This window comes from Chitinophaga oryzae (assembly GCF_012516375.2).
Lineage (GTDB): Bacteria > Bacteroidota > Bacteroidia > Chitinophagales > Chitinophagaceae > Chitinophaga > Chitinophaga oryzae.
Map to the genome: position 1 here is coordinate 7,685,735 of NZ_CP051204.2, position 25,430 is coordinate 7,711,164.

At 51.4% G+C, this 25,430-nt stretch carries 18 protein-coding genes; 5 read left to right on the forward strand and 13 right to left on the reverse strand.

The features are described 5' to 3' along the window. Positions 1-17: 17 nt before the first annotated feature. Positions 18-605, forward strand: coding sequence for a LutC/YkgG family protein (locus HF324_RS30470; protein WP_168807296.1), 588 nt, complete (start codon positions 18-20; stop codon positions 603-605). Here HF324_RS30470 and HF324_RS30475 read toward each other — a convergent pair. The 5 genes from HF324_RS30475 to HF324_RS30495 all read right to left on the reverse strand — a co-directional run bounded on the left by HF324_RS30475 (position 602) and on the right by HF324_RS30495 (position 8,045). Next, the gene (locus HF324_RS30475; protein ID WP_168807298.1) at positions 602-1,228 is read right to left on the reverse strand and encodes a hypothetical protein; all 627 of its coding nucleotides are present in this window, start codon (positions 1,226-1,228) and stop codon (positions 602-604) included. The genes HF324_RS30470 and HF324_RS30475 overlap by 4 nt on opposite strands. Positions 1,229-1,372: 144 nt before the next feature. Further along, positions 1,373-2,803 carry a SusD/RagB family nutrient-binding outer membrane lipoprotein gene (locus HF324_RS30480; protein WP_168861543.1) on the reverse strand — a complete coding sequence of 477 codons (1,431 nt, stop codon included), beginning with the start codon at positions 2,801-2,803 and terminating at the stop codon, positions 1,373-1,375. Positions 2,804-2,816: 13 nt separating this feature from the next. Continuing rightward, the gene (locus HF324_RS30485; protein ID WP_168861544.1) at positions 2,817-5,999 is read right to left on the reverse strand and encodes a SusC/RagA family TonB-linked outer membrane protein; all 3,183 of its coding nucleotides are present in this window, start codon (positions 5,997-5,999) and stop codon (positions 2,817-2,819) included. A gap of 634 nt (positions 6,000-6,633) precedes the next feature. Further along, entirely contained in the window at positions 6,634-7,023 is a 390-nt protein-coding gene (locus HF324_RS30490) for a hypothetical protein (RefSeq protein ID WP_168861545.1), read from the reverse strand. Positions 7,024-7,211: 188 nt separating this feature from the next. Further along, positions 7,212-8,045 carry an N-acetylmuramoyl-L-alanine amidase gene (locus HF324_RS30495; protein WP_168861546.1) on the reverse strand — a complete coding sequence of 278 codons (834 nt, stop codon included), beginning with the start codon at positions 8,043-8,045 and terminating at the stop codon, positions 7,212-7,214. A 203-nt stretch (positions 8,046-8,248) separates the two neighbouring features. Between HF324_RS30495 and HF324_RS30500 the strand changes: the two genes are divergently transcribed. Both HF324_RS30500 and HF324_RS30505 read left to right on the forward strand, forming a co-directional pair. Further along, positions 8,249-9,082, forward strand: a complete 834-nt coding sequence (locus HF324_RS30500) for a lysophospholipid acyltransferase family protein (RefSeq protein ID WP_246269657.1) — start codon at positions 8,249-8,251, stop codon at positions 9,080-9,082. 34 nt (positions 9,083-9,116) lie between these two features. Continuing rightward, positions 9,117-10,145 carry a fatty acid desaturase family protein gene (locus HF324_RS30505; protein ID WP_168861547.1) on the forward strand — a complete coding sequence of 343 codons (1,029 nt, stop codon included), beginning with the start codon at positions 9,117-9,119 and terminating at the stop codon, positions 10,143-10,145. Here HF324_RS30505 and HF324_RS30510 read toward each other — a convergent pair. Together HF324_RS30510 and HF324_RS30515 are read right to left on the reverse strand one after the other, a co-directional pair. Next, on the reverse strand, positions 10,093-10,797 hold the full coding sequence (locus tag HF324_RS30510) for a DJ-1/PfpI family protein (RefSeq protein ID WP_168861548.1): 705 nt from the start codon (positions 10,795-10,797) through the stop codon (positions 10,093-10,095). The genes HF324_RS30505 and HF324_RS30510 overlap by 53 nt on opposite strands. 70 nt (positions 10,798-10,867) lie before the next feature. Further along, a complete protein-coding gene (locus HF324_RS30515) occupies positions 10,868-11,764 on the reverse strand; it encodes an aldo/keto reductase (protein WP_168861549.1) in 897 nt (298 codons plus the stop codon). A gap of 1,162 nt (positions 11,765-12,926) precedes the next feature. Between HF324_RS30515 and HF324_RS30520 the strand changes: the two genes are divergently transcribed. Together HF324_RS30520 and HF324_RS30525 are read left to right on the forward strand one after the other, a co-directional pair. Further along, positions 12,927-13,877, forward strand: a complete 951-nt coding sequence (locus HF324_RS30520; RefSeq protein WP_168861550.1) for an ADP-ribosylglycohydrolase family protein — start codon at positions 12,927-12,929, stop codon at positions 13,875-13,877. Between the two features lie 56 nt (positions 13,878-13,933). Beyond that, complete coding sequence (locus HF324_RS30525; protein WP_168807319.1) at positions 13,934-14,755, forward strand: DUF6515 family protein; 822 nt, start codon at positions 13,934-13,936, stop codon at positions 14,753-14,755. A gap of 61 nt (positions 14,756-14,816) precedes the next feature. Here HF324_RS30525 and HF324_RS30530 read toward each other — a convergent pair whose 3' ends face one another. The 6 genes from HF324_RS30530 to HF324_RS30555 form a co-directional block, all read right to left on the reverse strand. Further along, positions 14,817-16,481, reverse strand: coding sequence for a TPM domain-containing protein (locus HF324_RS30530; protein ID WP_168861551.1), 1,665 nt, complete (start codon positions 16,479-16,481; stop codon positions 14,817-14,819). Positions 16,482-16,700: 219 nt separating this feature from the next. Beyond that, the gene (locus HF324_RS30535; RefSeq protein ID WP_168861552.1) at positions 16,701-17,699 is read right to left on the reverse strand and encodes a c-type cytochrome; all 999 of its coding nucleotides are present in this window, start codon (positions 17,697-17,699) and stop codon (positions 16,701-16,703) included. Positions 17,700-17,723: 24 nt separating this feature from the next. Beyond that, positions 17,724-19,166, reverse strand: coding sequence for an aryl-sulfate sulfotransferase (locus tag HF324_RS30540; protein ID WP_168861553.1), 1,443 nt, complete (start codon positions 19,164-19,166; stop codon positions 17,724-17,726). Positions 19,167-19,201: 35 nt separating this feature from the next. After that, complete coding sequence (locus HF324_RS30545; protein ID WP_168807327.1) at positions 19,202-20,731, reverse strand: RagB/SusD family nutrient uptake outer membrane protein; 1,530 nt, start codon at positions 20,729-20,731, stop codon at positions 19,202-19,204. A gap of 17 nt (positions 20,732-20,748) precedes the next feature. Next, a complete protein-coding gene (locus HF324_RS30550) occupies positions 20,749-24,096 on the reverse strand; it encodes a TonB-dependent receptor (RefSeq protein ID WP_168807329.1) in 3,348 nt (1,115 codons plus the stop codon). Between the two features lie 116 nt (positions 24,097-24,212). Then, complete coding sequence (locus HF324_RS30555; protein WP_168807331.1) at positions 24,213-25,412, reverse strand: FecR family protein; 1,200 nt, start codon at positions 25,410-25,412, stop codon at positions 24,213-24,215. Positions 25,413-25,430: the final 18 nt, after the last annotated feature.

A 25,430-nucleotide genomic window follows, 5' to 3' on the forward strand; every position in this document is an offset into this window, starting at 1 on the left:
CGGCAAAAACAATGAACATGGAGAACAACAGCTTTAGCCAGGTACTGTCCGTCGCTGAGCGGCAGCTGGCCGTCAACAAGACCATCTATCCGGAGGGTCCGGATTTCCTCCGCACCAGGGCCGATTTACTCGCTGCCTTTGAAAACCGCGTCAAAGAAGCCGGCGGAGAAATATTCCGTCCGGCAGATGCCGCCGCCGCACAGGCGTTGCTGGCCTCACAACATGCTGAAGCAAAAGTCATCTGTTCCGCAGCACCGGAAATACCCGGCAGCCGTGATATGCATGCCGTTAAGAATTCCGGACCGGCAGGTGTAGACGTTGCGGTTATCCGCGCCCGCCTGGGCGTGGCGGAAAACGGTATGGTATGGCTTACAGAAGAGGACCTGGTGGTCAACGCACCGGGAGTACTGCCCCCGCATCTTGTCATCCTGTTATCGCCACAGGCCATTGTTGGAAACATGTATGACGCCTACCTGCGGATACACCTGGAAGATACCGCCTATGGCTGCTTTGTGATGGGCCCTTCGGCCACTGCCGACATCGAAGCGGTATTGGTACACGGCGCGCAGGGGGCCAGAAGTCTGCGTGTTTACCTGTTGGCTTAGCACGGAACAAAATAGACGATCCGTTCCAGTTTCCCGTTTTCGAAATACAAACGTACACTGCTGTCGCTGTCTTCTTCGTCCGCATCACGCAGGGTGATCATGTCCGTATAGCCGCCATTCTCCGCCTGCTGCGCCGCCCTGGGAAAATGTTTCTTCACCTCCGCCCATGTAGTGTTGCCGCTGAAGGTAATACCTGCATATACCACCGTATGCCCGGATGTAAACCGGTATTCGCTGCAAAGAAGGCTGTCTTTTAACAGCTCAAAGCGGGAACCGTCTTTATAGAAATACTGGAAATTGTCTTCAAACTGCGTACCGCAGAGATAATCCCAATTGGGCTCCACGAGGCTGTCCGCCTCCCCTATCGCAGCAGTGAAGCGCGGCAGCGTCGTCTGCAATGGTACTTTATTATCTATCAGCGCCTTCGAAAAGAGAAAGACTTCTATTTCTTTCCAGTCAATGTCCTCATGAGTTTTCATGATAGAGTCGCCATCATCGACTATCTCCAGCGATGTGATGGCTATTTCAGAGGCAGCCGGTACGGCAATGGGTTCATCATCGGCAATATTATTATGGCAGGCGGCAGCACATAACATCATCAGGCATAAAGAGACTCTATACATAGCATTCCCGGTCAGTTGGTCGCTGCTAAATTAAAAACTTTATTTATTATATGTAGATTTTTTATATGTATGCTTGAGAATTTTATAAAAATAAAAAGCCGGCATGATCATTCACGCCGGCTTTCAATTTATCAACAACTATGACTAGAACTTATCAAACCAGAGTTTGGTTGTGAGCAGGTCGGCGCCCTGGCGGGCTACGGCTGCTTTATAATTAGTGCCGTTGAGCGACTGCTCGCTGGAGGGGTATTTAAACCGCGCGGGCATCTTACCGCCCAGCGCACCGGCATAAGCAGCTTTCAGCTGCGGATAGTCCAGCCTTCTCCATTCTGTGAAAGCTTCGATGCCTTGTCCGAAGAGGGCGAGCCATTTCTGTTCACCGATACTTTTCTTAAAGTTGGCCGCATCATAAGTCACCTCTGGCCGAGCCAGGTAAGTAACAGCGGCAGCTTCAGGGATACCGTACTGCACAAAAGATGCTGTCACCGCCTGGTTGTACAGTGTCGGGGCGTTACCGGCGATCAGGCTACGCTGCGCTGCTTCTGCCAGGATGAACTGCTGTTCTGCATAGCTAAAGAGTATAGCCGGGGCCGTAGTAGCGGTAAACACTGTACCGGCATCGGAAGTTTTAGTGAAGCCCAGCCTGGCGGCGGAATCACTCGGAAGCCCATTGGTCACGCCGATGATCACATTGGTATCTTTCGGCATAGTGGCGTATATGGGTAACCGTGGGTCGTTCAGCGCTTTCAGCTTGTCGACCACAGATTTGCTGATGCGGTAATCGTTGCGGGTTTCCCGGTTGCGTCCTACCGGGTTCTGATTGGGTGATGCAAGGTAATTGAGTTTTATCACCGTGTCTTTCGGCAGCAGGGCGGTTGCGCCGCCGGCAGCCACGTCGTCAAATACCGCTTTGGCAGTAGCGAACTCACGGTCGGCGATGCGCAGCGCAATACGCAGGCGAAGCGCGTTGGCAAATTGTTTCCAGCGGACAGTATTGCCACCAAGGAGGATATCGCCGTTGATGTCGTTACTACCGGGGGTGAGACTGGCCGCCGCCTGTTTCAGCTCTGCCAGCAGACCGGTATATACGTCTTTCTGGCTGTCGTATACCGGCGTCAGGTACTGGCTGATCTGGCCAGCCTGTTTATAAGGGATATCACCATAGAGATCTGTCAGCTGCTGGAAGATCCAGGAACGCATGATCACGGCAACCGCTTTATAGTTGGCGTTATGCAGGCTGTCACCCAACTGCGCCAGCGTGGTAAAGTCTTCAATGCCCTGCGCATAGAAATTGCTCCATACTGTCTGGGTGCCGGTGGCGCCGGCGATATACCGGTCGGCGTCAGTATATTGTATTTTAGACCAGTACTGCACATACAGCAAAGTTCCATCCATGGCGGCATCAGGCCCCCAGTAAGTATCTACATTGGCCTTAATGCCATTGCTCAACAGGTAGTCCGGCTGCACGGTCGTCGGTTCATTCGGGTTCTTGTTGATCCGCTCCAGCTCCTTACGGCAGGAAGCCAGCAGCACAATAGCGAACAACAGGTAAGTTGGTATCAACAATTTTTTCATATCCGGTGCGTAATTAAAATGAAACATTCAGGTTAATGCCGATGCTGCGGGTGGTGGGTATCTGCAGTGTCTCCAGTCCCTGACCGTTACCGGTATTGAAAGCGGTCTCCGGGTCGATATTAGGTACATGCTTCTGCAGGTACCCCAGGTTTCTGGCCACCAGCGCAATGTTGACAGACTGTAATTTCCAGCGGTCCGTCAGTGTTTTCGGCAGTGTGTAACCCAGTTTGATTTCGCGCAGTTTGATGAAAGAAGCGTCGAAGATGGAGCTTTCATTCAGGCTGCTGTTGTATACTGCTTTATAATAGTCTTCTGCGCCGAGGATGACATCATTCTTTTTACCGTCTGCCGTGTAGCCGTCGAAGATCATACCATCATGGTGCACTTCGGCGCCATTGGGCGCTGTGGCGGTGTGAGAAGGCAGCTGTATATTCTGCTGACCGCTGCGGTAGTAAGGCAAACCGCCATGTTCCTCATCCCGGCCGGGCAGCGTCGTCGCCAGCACGCCGGTATAGTTACCGGTGTAGTTGGTGCCCGAATAAATAGAGCCGCCTTGTTTGGTATCGATGAGGAAGCCGAGGCTGATTCCTTTAAAGGTGAAGGTGTTATAAATACCACCGGTCCATTTGGGCGTATAATAGCCCAGTATTTTCTTGTTGGGATCGATCGCCGGCGTACCATCGGCATTGACGATGATCCTGTTCCGGGCATCGCGCTGGTAGGCGGCGCCATACAGGGCGCCATAGCGCTGCCCTTTGCTGGCCAGCACCTGCATATTGCCACTGCTGCCCAGTACATAGTTGTTGAGGAAACCTTCTTTATCCAGTTCTATCACCTTGCTCACGTTGCGGGCGTAGTTAACGTTAACGTCCCAACGGAAGCCGGAGCGTGTAGACACCGGTGTTCCTCCGAGCATCACTTCTATACCTTTATTGCTGATCTCACCGGCGTTCATCAGTTTTTTCAGATAACCGGTAGTAGGACTTACATCCGCCAGCAGTATCTGGTTGCGGCTGTTGGACTGGTACCAGGTGAAATCGAGGCGGATACGGTTGTCGATGAAGCCTGCTTCCAGGCCCACTTCCGTTGAGCTGGTTATTTCCGGTTTCAGGTCTTTCGCCAGGAACTTATCGGATACGGTGAGCAGCGGGTTTGGTCCGAACGGCTGGTTGAACGGATAGGTATTGATCAGCTGATAGGGATCAGTGTCTTTACCTACCTGTGCCCATCCGCCGCGGATTTTAAGCAGGGTAAGTGCTTTGCTTTTGATGTTGAGTGCGTCGGAGAGTACGAGGCTACCGTTTACCGAAGGATAGAAATAGGAGTTGTTTTCTACCGGCAATGTGGACGACCAGTCGTTGCGTGCTGTCACGTTCAGGAAGGCGTAGTTGCGGAACGCGAGCTGTGCAGAACCGAAAGTACTGTACACCCGTTGCCTGGAGAAGTAGCTGGTGGAAAGCAGCGGATCGCGGGAGTTATTAAGCGTATACACATCTTTCACCGCCAGTTTGGGCGCCTGCTGGTAGTTTTGTTCGAACCGGTTGTTGCGGATGTTACCGCCAACGAGTACGTCCAGGTTAAAATCGTGGCTCAGCTGTTTTTTAGCGTTGAGGGTAAACTCACCATTGGTTTCGCTGACAGCATAAGCGTCTTCTGTATAGGAACCGAACGGTGTACCGTTGGTATAGTAAGCGATTTTGTATTTTCTTCTGTCCTGGTAGTAATCGGTACCAATACGGAGGTTGGCCGTGAGCCAGTCGAGGATTTCGTATGACAGGCGGGCGTTTCCGAAGAAGCGGTTGCGCAGCTGCCCTACGGTGTTTTCGTATTGTATCCAGTAGGGATTGCTGTAGTAGCTATGGTTCCAGTTATAGTCGGTGCCATCCGGGTTTTTATAATCCCGCAGTTTGGACACGTCTACCTGGCGGCCAAACCAGATGAACTGCAACGTAACGCTGTTGCCTCTTCTGCCGTCCACGCCGGGCAGGTTGTCGGCGCTGCTGCGGATATAGTTGGCGTAAGTGTTGAGCGTCAGCTTAGGCGCAATGCGGAAGGTGTTGCTGGCGGTGAAGGTGTTGCGGCTGATGCCGGTGTTAGGCAGAATGCCCACTTGTTTGGTATTGTTATAGGAGAAACGGTAGTCGATCTTTTCCGAGCTGCCGCCTACAGCGAGCCCGTTATTAAGCGTATAGCCTGTTTCGTAGAAATCTTTTACGTTGTTGGGATGCGGCACAAAGGGTACTGCTTCCCCGTTGGAGAAAAACTGAGGGATAAGGCGGCCGTCCATTTTGGGGCCCCAGCTTTCGTCGGTACCGTCATTGAGGCCTCCGCCTTTACCGTCTTTATAGGAGAACTGTCCGCCGGCGCCCTGACCGTATACGTTCTGGAAGTCGGGCAGGATGAGCACCCTATCGAAGGTAGCGTTGGAATTAACGGTCACTCCGAGGCCGCCTTTCACTTCTTTACCTGTTTTGGTTTTAATCAGGATAACGCCGTTGGAGGCACGGGAGCCGTATAATGCGGCGGCATTGGGGCCTTTCAGCACGCTGATGGAGGCTATATCGTCCGGGTTCACGTCTGAGATAGCGTTGGCAAAATCGCGGCCGGTGCCGATACCCAGCTGGCTGTTATCTACCGGGATACCGTCGAGGATGAACAGGGGCTGGTTGTTGCCTGCAATGGAGGTTTCCCCGCGGATAACGATGCGGGAAGAACCGAGGCTGCCCTGGCTGTTGGTCACCTGTACACCGGCTATTTTCCCCGAGAGGGCGTTCACCAGGTTCGTTTCCCTGGCTTCCGCGATGTCTTTTGATTTGAGTTCCTGTACAGCGTATCCCAGTGATTTTTTCTCACGGGAGATGCCCAGCGCGGTCACTACAACTTCCTGCAATTTGCTGTCTGCACTTTCCAGTGCGATATTGATGACACGGTTGTTACCCACCGGCACCAGGGCTGTCTGGAAGCCTATGAAAGAGACCTGCAATGTGTCTGTTGCATTGGCGCTGATCGTATACTTACCATCTGCATCGGCCTGGGTACCCTGGGAGGTGCCTTTTATCCGTATAACAGCGCCGGGTACACGCTGTGCGTCGCTGCGGGAGGTGACTACCCCGCTGACCCTGGTTTCCTGGGCAAAGCTCTGCTGTAGCCACAATAATGCGGGCAACAGGCCGAGCAGCCTTTGTACGTACTTCATTCGTAACTGGTGATTTAAGCAATAGTTTTTGGTCGTTGGCGGACAATACTGGTTTTTCCGTTTACTACCGATTTGGTTTTGGTCTTTGTCGTTGGTGTACGATGGTTGATGTGATCACAGACATACGATCGCTGGTGATGATGACCGCGTGCGCCATGATGGTAGATATCTGGCGCAAAAGTAATCAAGATTTATTAATCTACAAAACCTGTAGACTAAACATAACAATAGCAGGTAACATTACCGGGAGGTCTACAGCACTGGAAGCAGGATATTTTGTTTATAAACAATTGATAGCCAAATCAGATCAAATGAACCGCCCCCTCATTTTAAAGCAGGAAAGACTGAAAGGTGGTACGTAAAACGGTAGCGTGTATAGCAGCGGCGCACACGGAATGTCAGTGTGTTATAAAGAAGACAACAGAGCGTAAGCGCAAAGCGATGGAGAACGTATGAAAGATCCGAATAGCAATGAAGTACTTTATCCCCGGGCAGCGGCCCGGGGATAAATATTTACTAGCAATATGACAGCAGGCATATACGTAGCAGTGCACCGCAGCTTGCACAGGCGCCAACACGATGCTCCGGTGATTAACGGAACACGATAGGTTTGTTATCAATAAGCCTGTATTCTTTATCTATTCAGGAGTTTTTTCAGTTCTGCCGTGCAGGCGTCAATATTTTCTGCTATGAGCTTATCCTGGCAGATGGTGCCCTTGTACTTGATGGTGACCTTGTTTTTTCGGAGCACGATCTGGTAGTATTCAGGTGCATCGGGAGAATTTTCCCAGGTAGTGATTCCTTTTTCTTCGATGCCGCCGGCAACTTTGTCTTCGATGAGCGCATTTATTTTTTTGCGCAGGCTGTCGGGGAAGTCGTAGGTGTTTTCATGTTTTACCAGGCAGGTGGTGTCGGACACAGGTTGGTAATGGATTTTTGCGGAAGCGGGCTGTTGACGGGCGGCCAATACGATCAGGGCAGCCGGTAACAGCAGTAACAGGGAGAACTGGAGTGTGCGTTTCATGGCAAGAGAAATTATAATAACGAGGAAAATAGGTAATAGCTATGCTGTTGTGATATTGGGTCTCAGATTCTGGTTATGGTTCGATCTAACTCATTATTAAAATACTTCATTTAACGCACACTACAAAATAAATAAAGTACCGGCGTAGGGGTAACCAGTCCTTAAGGTGTCATACCTCAAAGACCGGGTCACTGGTATTTTTTCATGACGCCGTACAGCACCTTGTTATCGGTGTCCGGCGAAGGAAGCAGGGTATCCTGCGGCATGAAATGCCTTTTAAAGGCTTGCATGGCAGCGGTGGTATCTTTCAGGTCGTAGCCGATAATGCGGAGCGCCTGCCATTTATCGAAGGCGGGTGGCACCACTGTTTGGGTGGTATCGTCGTACCAGAGGCCAAAACCTTTTGCGGCCAGCTGCTGCCAGGGGAAGTAAGCGCTGGGGTCCACCTTACGGCCGGGGGCAATGTCGCCATGTCCCACGAAATTGGCAGCCGGGATATTGTAACGATGCTGCAGTGTGTCCAGCAGGATCATCAGGCTGTTGATTTGTGCGGGAGCAAATGGTTCTGTGCCATTGTTATCCAGCTCGATACCAATAGAACCGGAGTTGATATCGGTGATATTCCCCCAGCGGGAAGCCCCGCCATGCCAGGCGCGCAGGTAATCATTCAGCATATGATGAATGGTGCCGTCGCGGCATACCACATAATGAGCGCTGACCTGTGTCCGCTCCAGTGTAAAGGTTTTAAGTGTTTGTTCACATGAATTCTGGGCAGTATGATGAATAATGACCATATTCGGTTTACGCAGGTTGTAATTGATGGTACCGGCCCACCATGCAGGCCTGATACCGTTTTCGCCGGGCAGTACCGCCGGCTGTTCGCGTATTACATGTGCATATCCTTTGGCTTTCTGCCGGTAAATTTTATTGGTGGCTGCGTACGGCGAACGGGCGCAGTGACTGTACATACCGATGACTGCCGCAAGGCATGTCCATCTGGTCAATTGTCGGATAACGTTCATCTGTATATGTTAAAGTTTACAAAAGATGCCCGGATAAAGATACTAAAACCTAACAATGCCTTGTTTTTAAGGCTATATTGTGAAAAGTTCTGTCTTTCCTATATATTTACATTTTTCATAATGCTCCTGGAGCAACAAAAACCTACGCTGACTTGACTGTTATTGCCTACTACCTGTTGTTACCGGTAATTTATATTGTCTCATTGCTGCCTTTCCGAATTTTATATTTTGTCAGCGATTTGCTTTTTATCTTACTGTATCATCTGCTTGGCTACCGGAAAAAGGTGGTAATGAACAACCTCCGTAATTCCTTTCCTGACAAAAACGAAGCCGAGCTTGAAAAGATCTGCAAAGATTTTTATCATTATCTGTGCGATCTCTTCCTTGAAACTTTTAAAACACTGACCATCAGCCGCGAAGCTATGGTCCGGCATTGTCGTTTCACAGATGAGACCGTCGCGCTGTTTGACCGCCTGGCGGCCGAAAAGCAAAGCGTGGTATTGGTCATGGGGCATAAAGGCAACTGGGAATGGGCCGGCAATACCTTCAGCATCCTGTGCCGGCAGCAGCTCTATGTGATCTATCATCCGCTGGCCAACAAACAATTCAACGGCCTGATGTATAAAATGCGTACCCGTTTCGGTACCAAACTGATTGCCATGCAGGACACTTTCCGCGACATGGTTAAAAACCGCGACCATGTGAGCGCCACTGCGTTTATTGCAGACCAGGCGCCACAACCGCAGACCGCACACTGGATGACCTTCCTTCACCAGGATACGCCGGTATTTAAGGGAACAGAGAAAATTGCGCAGAAATTGAATTACCCTGTGGTATACGTCAGTGTACAACGGGACAAAAGAGGCTATTACACTGTATTTGCCCATATGCTCACTGCCACTCCTTCTACGGAAAAGGAAGGCGAAATAACGGCCTTGCATACACGCCAACTGGAAGCGGATATCATCGAACAACCCGCCACCTGGCTCTGGTCACACAAACGATGGAAACACCAGCGGCCCGCCGTTCAACAATAAGCAACTGTATTTTTTACGAAATTCTACAACGATTATGCTGCAAGGCAAAGACTTAATTCTGGCTACCAAGCCGTATGCATGTGAAGAAAGGACCAAGAGCTGGTTATACCTGCTTACCACCTTATGTTTGTTAATACTGGCCCTGGCCAGCACCCTGTTGCTGCCGCTGCCCTTCCGGATAGCCGGCAGCGTGCTATCAGGCCTGCTGATTGTGCGAATGTTCGTCATCTACCACGATCACCAGCACCACGCTATCCTGCACAACTCACGGGTAGCCAACGCTATCATGACGCTGTTCGGCATCTATATACTGGCGCCTACCAGCATCTGGAAGCGCTCACATGACTACCATCACAAACACAATTCAAAGCTGTTCAGTGCAAGTATCGGGTCTTACGCCATCGCCACCCGTCAGCGTTTTGAGCAGATGTCCCCCGGAGAGAGAAGAAGTTACCTGTTTACCCGCCATCCTGCCACCATTGCGGCTGGTTACCTGTTTATGTTCCTGATTGGCATGTGCTGGCAGTCTTTCGCCAGCAGTCCGCGTAAACATGCGGACTCCCTGCTGGCCATGGTACTGCATATCGCCGGCAGCATCGCTGTTTTTTACTTCCTGGGATGGCAAAGCTGGCTGTTTTTTATATTCATTCCTTTTACCATCGCCTGCGGTATTGGCGCCTACCTGTTCTATGCCCAGCACAATTTCCCCGGCGTAGTCTTCAACGACAACGAGAACTGGTGTTATGATAAAGCCGCGCTGCTGAGTTCCAGCTATATGCAGATGAATCCTGTAATGGCATGGTTCACCGGTAATATCGGCTATCATCACATTCATCACCTGAACGCCCGTATTCCTTTCTACCGCCTGCCCGAAGTGATGGCAGCTTTTCCGGAACTGCAGCAGGTGACGGTCACCTCACTGCGTTTCCGTGATATACGGGCCTGCTTCCGGCTGAAAGTATGGGACCCGGAACGCCAACGCATGATCGGCCTCCGGGAAGTATGCGACATCAGGACGGCGGCGCAGCAGGCATTCCGCGCTCCTGCAGCAGTGCACGGATAATACCCCGCCGTGTTTCGAGCATGTGCTTGGTCAGTTCCCGCGTAGCCTGCAATACCGGCGTGCCGGCAGTATGCGGCGAACCTGCCCGGAAAGGCGGCGCGGGATTGTATTCCAACTGCAGCTGAACAATGCGCGCCAGCTCCTCCCCTCCTATCATGGCGGTCAGTGACAGCGCGAAGTCAATACCAGCCGTTACGCCGCCACCGGTGATCCGGTTACGGTCTCTCACCACCCGCTCTTCCACCACGTCCACACCCAGCATACGCAGCAGCTCCAGCGAACGCCAGTGAGTGGTGGCCTTATATCCCTGTAACAGTCCGGCCGCAGCCAGTACCAGCGCGCCTGTGCAAACACTGGTGATATACTTCGCGCCCAGCGCCTGCTGCCGGAGGAAATCCAGCACCGCGCCGTTAGTGAGCAATGCATTGATACCCTTGCCACCGGGCACAAAAAGGATATCCAGCTGCGGACAGGCAGCCATCGTCACCGACGGTTGTATCGTCAGACCGCCTTCCACCTTAAAGGGCGCCGTCGTTTCTCCCAACAGCACCACCTCAAAACAAGGCGCTTTCACAAATACATCATAAGGGCCGGTGAAGTCCAATATGGTCATGTCCGGGAAAAGAAACATGCCTATTTTGAGTTTCTGCATACAAAGGACTTTGGGTTCTGTACAAATAGAATATCTGTACAATATAATAAATGATCCTGCTACTAAGCCATCAGCGATGCTGCTCATATAAGTTGGCCGGCAATACCTGTTGCAGCTGTTGTATTTCCGGTGCCGTGAGCGGCGTAGCACGGGCCGCCTCCAAAGCCTCCTCCACCTGCTGCGCCGTGCGCATGCCCACCACGGCCGAAGTAACCGCCGGTTGCTGCAACACATACCGCAACGCCGTAGCGGCAGCGCTCCTGCCGGCGGTGGACAGCCGTTGTATCGCTGCCGCCGCCTTTGTCACGTCAGCTTCGTTATAGTCCAGGTAAGGCGCCGGCGTTTTACCGATCAGCAAGCCTTTTGCCACGGCCCCCCTTGCCAGCACGCCGATGTTATGCTGTTCCAGCAGCGGGAAACAACTTTCTTCCGGACGGCGGTCCAGCAGGCTATACTGCATCATCACGCTCACAATATTGGACCGTTCCACGAAGGTGCGGATCACATTGGGGCGTATGGAAGAGATCCCGTAATAACGGATCTTTCCCTGCTGCCGCAGGGTTTCAAAAGCCGATATCGTCTCGTCCGTCGGATCTTCAAGAGTACCGCCATGCAGCTGATACAGATCAATGTAATCGGTTTGGAGGCGGCGCAGGCTTTCTTCCACACAGGACAGGATATAGTCCCGGCGCGGATTCCAGTCCCACCCGCTGCCATCCGGCCGCCACTGGTTGCCCGCCTTGCTGGCGATAAGGACGTTTGTCCTCCTGCCCTGCAACGCCTTTCCCAGGGAGATTTCATTCTGCCCGTGATCATACAGGTCGGCGGTATCGAAAAAATTGATCCCACCGTCTATGGCCTGGTGTACCAGGCGGGCGTTGTCTGCATCGTCACTGCCCAGCGACATGCAGCCGTAGCTGATTTCGCTGATATGCAGATCCGACTTACCTAACTGACGATATTGCATAAAAAAACGGGTTTTAACGGTTTCCATCCTGCGCTTCCCTGAAGCACACCGGACGAAGGTAAAAAAGCGGGGCAGTTTAAACAAACGCCCCATGCTTAACCCATGACTCATCAGTTGTATGATACAGGGCCGCCTGGAAAGGCAGCCCATGCTGATATTGATCTTACCATTCTCAATCCGTCCTTAATCTGAAAATCTTTAGAGCAGGACCGCCTGGAAAAACGGTCCGTGATTAATTCCACCGTTTCGCTTATGAATAGAGCACTTTGATTTATAATGAAGGTTGCGGCGCAACCTGAATTGTCTGGCAGGGGACTGTCTGAAAAGACGGTCCCTGAAGCTGAATCAATCGTACTGCGAACAAGCTGTTTTATAGCAGTTGCCCACATGGTTCATATGGCACTTTTAGTATCCCGGGGAACAGCCATGCAGGGTTGGAAAACCGGACCACCTGGAAAGATGGTCCCTTCCTATCCTTCTTTTACATGGCATTCCAACATTTATGTGACGGTCCGTCAGCAGCAGCAAGATGTTTTCTGAGGGGGACCACCTGGAAAGGCAGTCCCATCAGCCTTCATCTATATATACCTGCATTTGGACTCAGAAAAATTCCTGAGAGAGGACCGTCTGGAAAAACAGTCCTTTTCATCCACCTATTCCCATTTAAATTGCTGTCGAATCAGTAGCAATGATTGGTTAAAGAGGTTACGGCTAATTGAGCCAGCACAGCGCAAAAAAGCAGTAATGGTACTTCCCGAGGAAGGTGCATGTTTTGTACTGTCTGTTAAATAAAAAAGCGTGCATAAAGCAATGGGGTTTGAGGGCGTCTGCCTGTTACTGTTTCCCGGACAAGCTGTCCGGGAGGGGCGTTAAACAAACAACAAGCGGCAGCCGCCGGGGTCAACACTGGGTAATAAATCCGTTTATCCTTTCCTGTTACCAGAAATCCACCGGGTGACTGCTGGTGTCAGTACTAATTGTTACCATGCAAAGATAAAACGCCAACCTAACAAAGAGACAGTCATCCGGGCCATTTGGCAAATGAACAAGAGTGAACAGAACAGAAATCTGCTGGACAAACTGAACAAACAGCGGCATTCACATACCGAAAACATTTGTTGGCACGTTTTTTCTATATAACTGGTATATAAATCCCCATGCTATGCAACAACAGATCACAGGCGCTTTTCTCGGTACCGCCATCGGCGATGCGCTCGGTGTTCCGGTTGAGTTTCAAACCAGGAGCTACCTTCGGGAAAATCCCATCCGGGAATTTACCGGCTACGGCTGCTGGAACCAGCCTCCGGGCACTTTTTCAGACGATACGTCCCTTACCCTTTGTACAGCTGAAAGCCTCACACAAGGATATAACCTCACCCATATGGCCCAAACGTTCCTGAAATGGTATGCAGAAGGTTACTGGGGCGCACATGATAAGGTATTTGACATCGGCCATACTACCCGCCACGCTTTAACACGGGTAGGCGCCGGCACCTCTCCCCTGGTCTCCGGCGGTTTTGAAGAGTTTGAAAACGGTAACGGTTCGCTCATGCGTATCATGCCGGTGGCTGTTTACCTCGCCAGGGAAGAAAATATCAGGCAACGCTACCATATGGTGAAGGAGGTGTCCGGCATTACCCATGCGCACTTCCGTTCTCTAATGGCTTGTTTTATTTATGTGGAGTTCCTGCGGAACCTGCTGACCATCAAAGATCTGCAGGAATCCTACCAGGTTATGCGGGCGGCGGTGAACGATTTCATCCTGGCCAACCAGTTCAATCCTTCGGAGATCAAAATTTTCAGCCGGATACTGCAGGATAATATTACCAACCTGGAAGAAAAAGACATCCAAAGCTCCGGTTATGTGGTGCATACCCTCGAAAGCGCGCTCTGGTGCCTGCTGAATACCGGCAATTTCCAGGACGCAGTGCTTACGGCGGTGAACCTGGGCGGCGATACCGATACCACCGCGGCGGTGGTGGGCGCCGGTGCAGGACTGCATTACGGGCCGGACAACATCCCGGCAACCTGGATATCGGGCGTAGCTAAATCGGCTAAAATCATCGAATTGTCACAACAATTCACCGATGCGCTCAGTACGCCCTCTGCCTGAGGAGAGGCTTAAACTATTGAATCTGAAATCAGTCTAAACATTATAATCCGAAGAAGATGAAAAACAGATTTTATATGCTGTTTGTGTTGATTGGGCTGTTATGCACAACGACAGCAACCGGCGCTTATGCCCAACACCGTGTTAGTCGTGGCGGAGGAGGCTTCGGCGGTGGCGGGCGCGTATCAGGTTCTCATTACACGCCCCCGGTGAGGGTTTCCCCCGGCTACAGCCGTGGAGGCGGCTATTACCACGGTTACCGCGGCCCTGTGTATCACGGAGGGGCCTATTACAGCCATGGCTGGTATGGCCCGCGTTATCCCCGCTACTACCGGTACCGTCCTTTTTATTACCCGCGTATCGGGCTCTATGTGTCCACGCTGCCTTATGGCTACTTCGCCCTCGGACCGCAGTTTGGCCCTGTATATTACTACGGCGGCACTTACTACGAGTCTGACAGGAGCGACAACGGCTACCGGGTGGTAGACCCGCCCATGAACGCTGCCGTACCAGACCTGCCGGATGGGGCTACCGAAGTGCAGTTCAATGGCAACAGCTACTATGAGCTGAATGGCACCTACTACCAGGAAGTGATGACTGACAACGGCCGCAGGTTTAAAGTAGTGGGTAAAAACGGGAAAATCGGCAACACCGTGGTGAGCCCGCAGAATAATGATAACAGCAATAATAATGACACAGACAACAACAGTACCGAAACCGTACCTCCCGATATCCTGAACAAGCTTCCTGAAGGCAGCCGCTCTGTACAGATCAACGGGCAACAATACTACCTGTCACCCGACGGCATGTACTACCAGCAGGTAACCACCAACAATGGTACAGGATACCAGGTCGTTGGTAAAATGGAGGCCGGCCAGTAACAAAACGGAACGAACATAAAAAAGGGCGCACCACTGCCGGTGCGCCCTTTTTTATGTCGTTTTACCAGCTGCTGCTGGCGCCACCGCCGCCGGAAGACCCTCCGCCCCAGCCGGAGGAAGAAGAAGACGACGACGAGGACGAAGAAGACGACGAGGAGGATTCGCTGACACGGGGTATCACGAAACGATAATCATGTTTATAGGAACATATAGCGCAGGCGTAGGTGGTAACGCCCCATCCGGCCTCTCTTGTCGTCGCTCTTTTTTTGGTGACCGTCTGTTTGCATTCAAGTGATATATGCAAACAATGCGGGCACTCCGACATGGCCGAATGCACGTTGGTATAGTCCAACACCAGTTTGTAATCGCAGGTATCGCATTTCCAGACGTCATAATCCACCGCCATCAGGTCTTCTTCTATCACCTGCTCTTTTTTGAGATAGACATCTTCGTCCTTTTCGGCCAGTTTATGCAGGGGACGGGAACAGTTAGGGCAATCGTACGGCTCATCGCGCAGCCGTGCCATCCGCCGTTTGAGCCATGCCAGGTAAAACCAGAGAAAAGGCAGCGGGAAAATATATCTGGCCGCTCTCAGTTTGTGGGCGGTGCGGGCATGGAATTGCCACTGCTCATGGCGGTCTTTACCGCCCAGCACTTTCCTGGCCCTGATGGCTATCAACAGCACGGCGAGGTGGATAAACAGCACCCATAAGAGGTAATAACCAACAAAAACCGTGAGGAAATTGATCATCCAGCCTTTTTTGAAAAACAGGTACGCAAACGCAGCGATAGCCGAGATATGTATCATGAACAGTCCCGCCAGCCCCGGGCGCAGGAAATCGTTGGGCATGTCCTTCATCTTCACCGGCATGGCGTCCTCTCCTTTTTTGGTTCTTCGCTTTTTTCCGAAGAACACACTCATCATAGCGGCCGAAAGGACCAGCCAGAGGAAGCCCGCGAAAAAGGCGCTCCCGTTGAAGTCTCCCGTCTTTGAATAATCGATGGCAGGGGCCTGTTGGTCAATAAAAGGTGCTGCGCTGATAACGCCTTCCTCCGGGGATACTCCCGTAGGCATGGCGGTTTCCGCTTCGTTAGGATCGGTTGCCCTGTCCGCCGGCGCAGCAGGAGCTGCCACCAGGCCCTGTGGCTCGGGTAGCCGGGTATCTTCCGGCATCAGGGAAGGGTCTTCCACCTGCGGCGCTATGTCTTTATCGAAGGCGTAATTACCGTTGTATAACTGGGCGGAAACGGACTTGAGGCCTTCTTCGAACGCCCGGTCGTAATTCCCGTTTTTGACATAGGGGATCATATAATCCTGCTGGATGCGGAAACAGATCACGTCGGGCATCTCCGCTTCCAGTCCTTTCCCGGTTTCAAACACCAGGCGGTGGGCATCTTCCACTAACAAGACCAGCAGGCCGTTGTTCGTAGAGGCGTTACCGATTTTCCAGTAGTTGAACAGTTTGTGGGCAAAATCAGTGGGTTCATTTTCTCCGATAGACTTCAGCAGCACCATGGCTACCTGCGCTTTACCGCTTCTGTCGAGGGCCGACAGTTTTTCGTTCAGGCTGCCAACCGTACCGTCAGAGAGAAGATGGTCGGGATTACTGATGTAGCCGCCACCATTTTTTTTGGGGTCTGGTACGTCTTCCACCGAGTATTTTGTTTTTTGCCCGGCGCAGGACATTAACAGGGATACCAACAACAGGTACAAAACATTTCGCATAATAACGGGTAATTCTGGCAATGGTCAGTTAAAAAATGGCCGGACCGGAGCCCGGTATAGGCGCAAAATAAAACATTTAAACCGGACAATGGATGCCATTAACCGGAAGCCACTAAAACCGACCGGGCAATTAAAATATACCAGGATCAGGAATGAGCCGCCAACCGGACAAGGCGGCCCATCCATGCTTCATTGCCAAAAGATGCTCCCGATCCGCCGTTAATATACCGGCTTTAACCCTTTCGCTTTCCAGTAATCGATGATGGGCTGGTAGGGACCGAATTTGTGCTGCGCTACAGAAAACGTGTCTGCGAAAGGACCATGGTCATAATCGATGGCCTTTTCAGCGATATGCGGATAATCGAAGTTTTTAGGGTTGGGGCGGGAGTGGACCTTATCATTGTTAACAAATGCGGCTATGTCTATTGCTTCCTTATCGGAGAGGAAAGGTTTGCCGGGTGTTACTTTGTCGTAAGGCATATTGTTTTTCAGCCACTCTGCCTGTTTGATAACACGGTGCATACTGGAGCCGGGCTGATAGGCCGTGTTACCCCACAGCGGCGGGTATACGTAAGTGCTTTTGTCCGCATTCCATTGGCCTTCCCCATTAGGGCCATGACAGCGGGCACAATTAGCCTGATAGAGTACCTGGCCGTTTTCGGGGCTGGCGGCTATGTCGGGAAAAGTAAGATGCAGGTTTTTGGCGCCTTTAAAAGGTTTGTTTTTAGGCACAAAGGTGCTGATCCATTTAAAGTACGAAAGAAATGCCACCATTTCTTTGCTGTCTAATGGCAGGGGCCTGCCATTATGCGGCCGCATTACGCAGTTGTTGACCCTTTCCGCCAGGGTAAGCACTTTACCTTCCCTGCTGCGGTATTGCGGGTAGTTGTCGTGCGACGACATCAGGTTAAACGAAAACGCTTTGGTACCCGCATCCTGGTGACAGTTGGTGCAGTTCATTTTATTGCCCAGGAACTTTCCTGCACTGCCCTCCGGTCCTATATAACGTGCGGTATTGAGCATCAGTTCCCGGCCATACTTTACCGATTCGCCGAATTGGTCATTGGGTATCAGCGTAGTATCGATATTGATATAGGAAACGCTATCCGGCTGCACAAGCGCGGTGGCGTTGGTTTCTCCTGTTACGGCTGTCCCACAGGAAGATATCATGGCTATCCCCCAGCAACAGATTCCGCAGATCACGATGAAGCTTCTCATGTATAATTTTTTTGTAGTGCACAATTATTGTTCATAACCCGGCTGATGAATGTACGGGGCCAGTTTTTCCGCCGGGATAAAGGAAGCCCGGTAAGACGACATGCCCGTTCTCAGCAGCCAGAGAAACCTTCCCTGGAAATTGGTCAGAATAACCGTATTTCTCTTGGTGGCGCATTGCAGCAGGGTGGTATCGCTCACTAAATAGCTGCTGCCCATCCGCTCGTTGTAATTTTCGGGTGGCAGTGTAGTGTTGATGCATAGTGTAGCCTGCCTTTTGTTTTCGTCCAGTTTAAAGGAGAGTGTCCTGGATGTTTTTTTGCTCACGCCATTGTCGAAGAACATCAGTTCGCCGTGCTCATTGATATGCAGTGCATGCGCCTGGTCAAACAGCGAGGCCGCCGGCAGGTTAAAATCGCCGTTTTTTCCGAATGTCCACAGGCGTTTACCCGTGCGTGCATCTATCTTCCATATCTGCCCGTTGTTATAAAAAGAAATGAGGTAGTTGCCATCGGTATCAAATGCGATACAGTTGGCGTGCATCCAGTCTTGTTTTTCCTTTAAGATATTTTTATCGTCCAGTGGGTCCAGCACATCAAACACTGTCCATTTCCAGACCTGTTTACCTTGCCTGTCCAGCACCAGGATACCATCCCCCTTTACTGTATCCTGTTTGCTGCCGCCTTTGCTGCGGAGGTCACAGACCCTTTCTTCCACACAAAGTGTAACAAACTGGTTGGCCTGGTCCAACAGTATTTCGTGATGGATGGTTTGTTTAAAGTCCTGTTGTCCTTTTTTGAGATTAGCGAGTGTATCGCCGGTAACAGACAATTCCAGGATCTGGTCGCCATAGCTGGTTTCATAGCCGGGGCCACCCAGCAGCGTGAGGAAAGTATTGTGCTCGGTAAACCGGGCCACTTTAAAGCCGGTACCGCTTACCTGGTGGTACCAGACAATGCTGCCTTTTGCATTCAGCAGAAAAAGGATGCCCGGATCCTCGCGGCGGGTAAGCATTACATAGCCTCTCTTAAAAGCGGCCGGCAGCACCGAGCTGTCGGGGCATACCACGCTGAACATGTCTTTCATCCACACCGGTAAACCAAATGTATTGAACGTGTAGGTTTTGCCGGGATAAAGATCTTTGCCGTGACCGGTTAAAACCCTGTACTCATAAGCCTTTTCAGGCAACAGGTCAGTAAGCACGATAGTATGGCTGACCCGGCGCTCAGACAGCGATGTGACAGTGCGCTGTTGTTCCTGCCCTTTCTGCCAGTATTCCACGGCAGCATCAACGGTATCGCTGCACAGGACAACTGTCTTTACCTTGATAGCGTTTTGGCCCTGCGGAAGAAGCGTGATAGACACAATATCGTTGCCGCCACTGTTTATACAACCGGTCGCAAGCAGCAACAACGCTGCCGCCATTGACAGCAATGGCAGCAAGCGTTGTATTTTATTGGATGAGATCATCGGTACTGAATAATTTAGAAAGGTAATAACCGCCGCTATTGACGACGACCATTATTACTGAGATTTTTGTTCAGGTCCGTTTGTGCCTGCGGGTAGGGAAAATATTTATCGCGCGCCAGGTTAATGGTGGGTGTTTTTCCTACGGCGGTAAGGTATTTATTTACCACGCTTTCATATTTACCCATGCGGATCAGGTCCTGCCTGCGTTTACATTCAAAGAAAAATTCCCAGCCCCGTTCCTGCAGAATAGCATCCCTTAAACTCTCCCTGGTGAAGGTGCCGGCGGCGCCGAGGTTGGTGGCGTGAGAGCGGTCTTTCACCTGGTTAATGAGCTGAATGGACTCACTGTTGGGCCCATTCAGCTCATTCAGCGCTTCCGCCCTGCAAAGCAGGATATCAGCGTAACGGAGAATGGGGAATACATGCCCGTCATAGTAAGTGGTGGAGCCATTCGGATCGGCGAATTTGGTAGTCGCTACATCCGGCATGTAGTAGTATCCTTCCGGCGGGTTGGTTTGTCCCGGAGGGGCCTGCATATAATGCAGGCCATCGGTACCTGTATAGTCGGAGTAGAACATTTTTTTACGGTCGTCGTTTGCGCCGAAAGTATTCCAGAAATACCAGGTTAAAGCAAAGTACTGCCATCTGTCTGTTACCTGCGGATTGTTGATCGGGCCGAAGTGGTTCATGATTTCCACGGCATCTACCAGGGGGTCTGCCAGGGCACTGAAGATACTTTCCTGGCACCATTTATTTTTCTCTGCAAACAGCCCTGCATAAGTGGGATACAATCCGTATCCCAGCGTCATGACCTGAGTGGTAAGGTCCAGCGCCTTTTGCCATTCATGTTCGCGCATATACAGTTTGCATAGCAGCGACAGCGCAGCGCCTTTGGTAGCGCGGCCTATATCATTGCTGCTGTAGATGCTGTTGTTTAAATAATTTACAGGAAGGTGGGCCGCTGCATATTCCAGGTCGCTGATGATCATCTTATTGATTTCAGCCACCGGGGTGGTGGGTAATGCAGCCTCATAGTCAGGTTGCGCGATATTTTTCGCCACCGTTTCTTCCGTCACAACTATTACCGGCCCGAACGCATCAGTCAGGTCCACGTAACCAAGGGCGCGCAGGAAGCGGAGCTCCGCGGTGAACTGTTCTTTCTGTGCATCCGTAATGCTGGTCATTTTAGGAATATAATAGAGGGAGATGTTGGCATCCGACACCAGTTTATACTGATGCTGCCAGGCAAAGGCCAGGTAGGTGTTGGCCGGCGCCCACTGGCAGTCGGACATCAGTCCTACATCGCCGCCGGAACTGGCGTGGCCTATATCTGTGGTAAGGTCCGAAATAGTGACCTGGAACCCGGCGTAATACATCCAGGCATCTGATCTGCCGCTGGGTTGCTTGAGCCTTGAATAAACGCCGTTTACGGCGGCTTTGGCGTCACTTAGCGTAAGGAATGCGTTGGCATCCGTAAGATAGCTGTATACTTTAGGCTCCACCAGTTTCTTGCACGAACTGGCGCCGAGCAGCAATGTGGTGAGTGCGATATATGCGTATTTCATTTGTTCCGGTTTACAGGTTAAAAGTTCAATTTAAGACCCGCAGTAAATGTGCGGTAAGCAGGGAAAGCAGTATAATCCAACCCTGACGAAAGGTTGGCGTTGTTGCCGCTGCTATTGAGATTGCTGTTTACCTCGGGGTCTGATCCTGTATATTTGGTGATGGTGAATAAGTTTTGTACCGAGCCATATACTTTAATGCCTCTCAGGCTTTTCAGGAAAGTTTTGGCCACGGGGATATTATAACCGAGCATCAGCATTTTACAGCGCAGGTAGGAGGCGTTTTCCACGAAGCGGGAGTTCATCAGGCCGCCGTAGGCAATCGCATATCCGTCTCTCGGTATATCGGTGTTTTCGTTTTTGGTGGTCCACCTGTTCAGTGCGGCCTTACCGGGACCTGATTCCAGCACCAGGCCGGTACCGTTGTACAGGCTGTAATCCAGTGCGCCCTGCAGGAAAATGTTCAGTTCAAAACCTTTATAGGTAAAGTTGTTATTGATACCATAGATATAATGCGGGTTGGCATGGCCGAGATAGGTACGGTCGTTGGCATCGATAATCCCATCAGGCTTACCGCCGGGACCACTGATATCCTTAAACTTGGGATCTCCTGCTTTGGAGTTGGGCTGTGCAGGATGCGCTTCGCCGGTTTTTATGACACCATCATAGATATAACCATAGAACGTACTTAATTCACGTCCCGGTTCCAGTTTGGTGAAGTCCATGCCACGACCACCGTAGAGATTAGCGGTTTGCGTGATCACATATGGCCTGCCGCCCAGATCGAGGCAGTTCTGTTTATTATAGGCAATATTCACGGTGGTGTTCCAGGTGAAGGCATGATTGATGATATTTTCCGTAGTAACAGATAATTCCACGCCTTTATTCTCAATGCTGCCGGCATTTACAGTTTGTACGGCAAAACCGTTCCAGTCGCCGATAGGCATATCAAAGATCAGCCGGTTGGTTTTTTTCCGGTAGTAATCGATAGTCGCGGAAACGCGGTTATTGAAAAAGCCCATATCGATACCCAGGTCCAACTGTGCGGTACTTTCCCATTGCAGGTCTTCGTTAGGCAGGCGGGTAATTACCGTTCCGCCGTAACTGTCGCTGCCTTCGCCCAGTGATACGTTGGTAGGCCCAAAGAGCGACATGTAAATATAATCACCGATCCTATCGTTACCGGTAATGCCGTAGCCTCCTCTTACTTTCAGGTTGGAGAAAATGTTCAGGTTCTTGATGAACGCTTCTTCGCCGGCTCTCCAGGCGAGGGAACCGGAAGGGAAAATACCAAAGCGTTTGTTGCCGCCAAATTTTGATGACCCGTCGCGGCGCACTGTCACCGTAGCCAGGTATTTATCTTTCAGTGAGTAGTTGATTCTGCCGTAGGCTGAGGCCATTTTTGCCGGTATGGTGCTGCTGGTGCTTGACAGCCGTTCGGTGCCCGCTTCCAGATTGTGGTAAAGAAAGGCATCGGTGCTGAATTTCTGTACCAGGGAATAGTGTTTCTGGTATTTATCGGACTGGTAGGACACCCCTGCCACGACATTAAGGGAGTGGATAGTATTAAATATTTTCCGGTAGGTAAAATAGGCTTCCACGAGGTTGCGGGACACCGCCAGGTCATTTAAACTGGCTTTGCCCTGTACTTTTTCACCATCTACCAGGTCGCGGGGAAGATAGGTACCCTCTTTGGTGGTGGTATATTCCGTACCGCCGTTCACACGGAAGTTAAGGCCGTCGAGGATCTGGTAGTCGGCATATACGTTAAAATTCACTTTGTTCTCGAACCGGTCGTTGGTAGGCGCCATCAGCCAGGCCAGCGGGTTATCCCTTCCTTTGAACCGGGCGTAGGTGCCATCGTCGTTGTACACAGGAATGGCCGGAGAGGCGGTAATTACGCCGTACATGACGTTGGAGGGCACGATGTTGCCGTCGTAGGTTTTGAAGTTGGTGTAAGCGTGTGATGCATATACGCTGGCTCCTGTTTTAAACCGTTTGGCGAATTGTTTATCATAATTCAATCTCACAGAGTATCTTTCGAAAGAGGTATTTTTCAGTGCGCCATCCTGCTTGAAATAGCTGCCGGATAGTGCTACCCTGTCTTCCGCAGTACCGCCGCTCACACTTAAGTTATGGCTTTGCACAGTGCCCGGGCGGGTAGCCAGTTTAAACCAGTCGTTGTCACGGCCGCTGGCCAGATCGGCAGGCGTATAAAAGGCTGGTTGTCCTTTTTCGATGGCTTTGGCGTTGGTGACCTGCATATTCTCCAGGCCATTCATTTTATCATATTCCTTCACGATCCTTTGTGTGCCGGTATAGCCGTCATATTGAATGGCGGCGCGGCCGCTCTTGCCTCTTTTGGTAGTGATCATCACCACGCCGTTAGCGCCGCGGGCCCCGTAAATAGCGGTGGAGGAGGCATCTTTAAGGATCTGTATATCGTCGATGTCGTTCGGGTTGATGTCCTTTCCTGTTTCAGAAGGGAAGCCATCCACTACGTACAGTGGTTCGTTGGTGGATTTGATGGAGTTCCCACCGCGGATGCGCACAATCGTTTGTCCGCCCGGCGCGGCGTTCGACTGGCTCACCTGCACCCCTGCCGCGCGGCCCTGGATAGCCTGCGCAGCATTGCTGGTTACGCCACCGAGGTTCATATCTTCGCTGGAAATGGAGCTGATAGCGCCGGTGAGGTCTTTCTTTTTAGTGGTACCGTACCCCACCACCACTACATCGGTAAGGTTAGATACTTCTTCGGAAAGGGTTACTTTAAAGCTGGTGGTTTTACCGTCGAATTTAACCGACCAGGTTTTAAAACCCACCATAGAGATTTCCAGTGTTTCCCCGGGGTTGGCGTTAATCTTAAAGCTGCCATCGGTGTTGGTAACAGTGCCGAGTTTGGTGCCTTTAACCGTGACGGTTGCACCGGGCAGCGGCTGACCTTTATCGGTGGTAACCACGCCGTGCACCTCGATAGGTGGCGGCGGTGTGGTAGCCGGCTGCACTGCCGGTTTTGTTTTTACGATGATAGCGCCTCCTTCAATACTGTAAGTAAGGGGTTGGTTACGCATAAAAAGATGCAACGCATCGTTTACAGGCATGTTGCTCACCGTGATATTGGCCCTGCCGCTTTTTTCCAGCAAGGCTTCATCTGCCAGGATATTGAGGCCGGTTTGTTTGTTGATTTCCCGGAACACCTCTTTGGCGGTAACATTTTTCATCGACAGGCTTACTACCTGGTCAGGGGCTGCGCTCCCCTGTGCCGTGGCGGCGAAACATAGCAGGGCCAGTAGCTGGCTGGCCTTCAGATGTTTGGTTGGACGCCGGTTGCTCTTACACCGGCAACTGGCATTAGTACGTAATTGCATACTTGTGCTGAATTTTGATTGAGAGAATGGTCTGGTTGTGCTCTTTTCTTTTACAAAGCCTTTGTTATGATAACATTCCCGTTATATTGGTTGATATAATTGTTCACTTCCAGGCTTTAATCGCCTTCTATAATCAGTTTCTTTCCTTCTAAGCGGTAGTTGACGTCGTTGGCATTCAGCATTTTTAAAACATTCATCAGACTGCTGCTGCGGCTGATCATTCCGAAAAATTTCCTGGGCCTGAGCCGGCCTTCATATATAATTTCCACATCATACCAATGGGCAAACTGCCGTAGTACGGTGGTCAGATCTGTGCTCTCGAACTGGAAGTAACCCTCTTTCCAGGCGATTATTTCAGCGGTATTTACGCCGGTTATTTTCTTTACATGGCCGCCGGGGCTTATCTGCGATTGTTCACCGGGCGCCAGTTGTATACTTTCTTTCTTACTGTTAACCTTCACCGCGCCTTCCAGCAGTGTGGTATTGATAGTGGCTTCATCCGGGTAGGAGTTGATATTGAAGCTGGTGCCCAGTACATCTACCGTCACCTGGTTTACCAGCACCCGGAAAGGCCGGCGGGCATCATGTGCCACTTCGAAATATGCTTCGCCGCTAAGCTCTATCCGGCGTTCATCCCCTGCAAAGGCGGCAGGAAAGCGGAGAGAAGACGAGGCATTGAGCCATATTTTGCTGCCATCGGCCAGTACCAGCGGGTAGGTTTCGCCCGGGCCGGTGGTGAGCGTGTTATAGACAGGCGCGCTGTTGGCATCTTTTGTTTTAACGTATACCAGTTGCCCGTCCTGATTATGTACGGCGCTGTTGCCCTGTTGCGCCAGCTGATGTATAGCGGCGCTGTCGAGCACTATTTTTTCCCCGTTGGCCAGGGTGAGCACTGCCTTGTGCCCGCCGGGCGTTACAGCCGCCGGTGCGGCTTTGACCGCGGTAACCGCCACGGTAGTGGCCACCGGTTTCCGGAGAAAGTATACTGCCGGAATGGCAAAACCAAGTAACACCGCCGCTGCCGCAGCCAGTTTCAACCAGCTATAATTCCTCCGGGGAGAAAGTGGTGTGACCGGAGCGCCTTGTATATGCTGCAGGAGTTCTTTCCGGACCCTGTCGCCCGGCTCACCGGAGTGAATGCCGTCACCCGGCTTTACCTGCCGGAACGCGGCCTGCATTTCGTGCAGCAGGGTACGGCCGGAAACATCGTCCCGCAGGTAGTCCATCAGCTCAAGGGCTTCCTGGGGACTACAGGTCCGTTGCTGCCAGCGTTGCAGCAATAACCGGTAATATTCATTGTTCTTTTCTGCGGGCATATCTATTACTATCCCCAA

Coding starts and splice junctions, on each gene's coding strand:
- HF324_RS30470 (WP_168807296.1), top strand. CDS start 18: ATGGAGAACAACAGCTTTAGCCAGGTACTGTCCGTCGCTGAGCGGCAG.
- HF324_RS30475 (WP_168807298.1), bottom strand. CDS start 1,228: ATGTATAGAGTCTCTTTATGCCTGATGATGTTATGTGCTGCCGCCTGC.
- HF324_RS30480 (WP_168861543.1), bottom strand. CDS start 2,803: ATGAAAAAATTGTTGATACCAACTTACCTGTTGTTCGCTATTGTGCTG.
- HF324_RS30485 (WP_168861544.1), bottom strand. CDS start 5,999: ATGAAGTACGTACAAAGGCTGCTCGGCCTGTTGCCCGCATTATTGTGG.
- HF324_RS30490 (WP_168861545.1), bottom strand. CDS start 7,023: ATGAAACGCACACTCCAGTTCTCCCTGTTACTGCTGTTACCGGCTGCC.
- HF324_RS30495 (WP_168861546.1), bottom strand. CDS start 8,045: ATGAACGTTATCCGACAATTGACCAGATGGACATGCCTTGCGGCAGTC.
- HF324_RS30505 (WP_168861547.1), top strand. CDS start 9,117: ATGCTGCAAGGCAAAGACTTAATTCTGGCTACCAAGCCGTATGCATGT.
- HF324_RS30510 (WP_168861548.1), bottom strand. CDS start 10,797: ATGCAGAAACTCAAAATAGGCATGTTTCTTTTCCCGGACATGACCATA.
- HF324_RS30515 (WP_168861549.1), bottom strand. CDS start 11,764: ATGCAATATCGTCAGTTAGGTAAGTCGGATCTGCATATCAGCGAAATC.
- HF324_RS30520 (WP_168861550.1), top strand. CDS start 12,927: ATGCAACAACAGATCACAGGCGCTTTTCTCGGTACCGCCATCGGCGAT.
- HF324_RS30525 (WP_168807319.1), top strand. CDS start 13,934: ATGAAAAACAGATTTTATATGCTGTTTGTGTTGATTGGGCTGTTATGC.
- HF324_RS30530 (WP_168861551.1), bottom strand. CDS start 16,481: ATGCGAAATGTTTTGTACCTGTTGTTGGTATCCCTGTTAATGTCCTGC.
- HF324_RS30535 (WP_168861552.1), bottom strand. CDS start 17,699: ATGAGAAGCTTCATCGTGATCTGCGGAATCTGTTGCTGGGGGATAGCC.
- HF324_RS30540 (WP_168861553.1), bottom strand. CDS start 19,166: ATGATCTCATCCAATAAAATACAACGCTTGCTGCCATTGCTGTCAATG.
- HF324_RS30545 (WP_168807327.1), bottom strand. CDS start 20,731: ATGAAATACGCATATATCGCACTCACCACATTGCTGCTCGGCGCCAGT.
- HF324_RS30550 (WP_168807329.1), bottom strand. CDS start 24,096: ATGCAATTACGTACTAATGCCAGTTGCCGGTGTAAGAGCAACCGGCGT.
- HF324_RS30555 (WP_168807331.1), bottom strand. CDS start 25,412: ATGCCCGCAGAAAAGAACAATGAATATTACCGGTTATTGCTGCAACGC.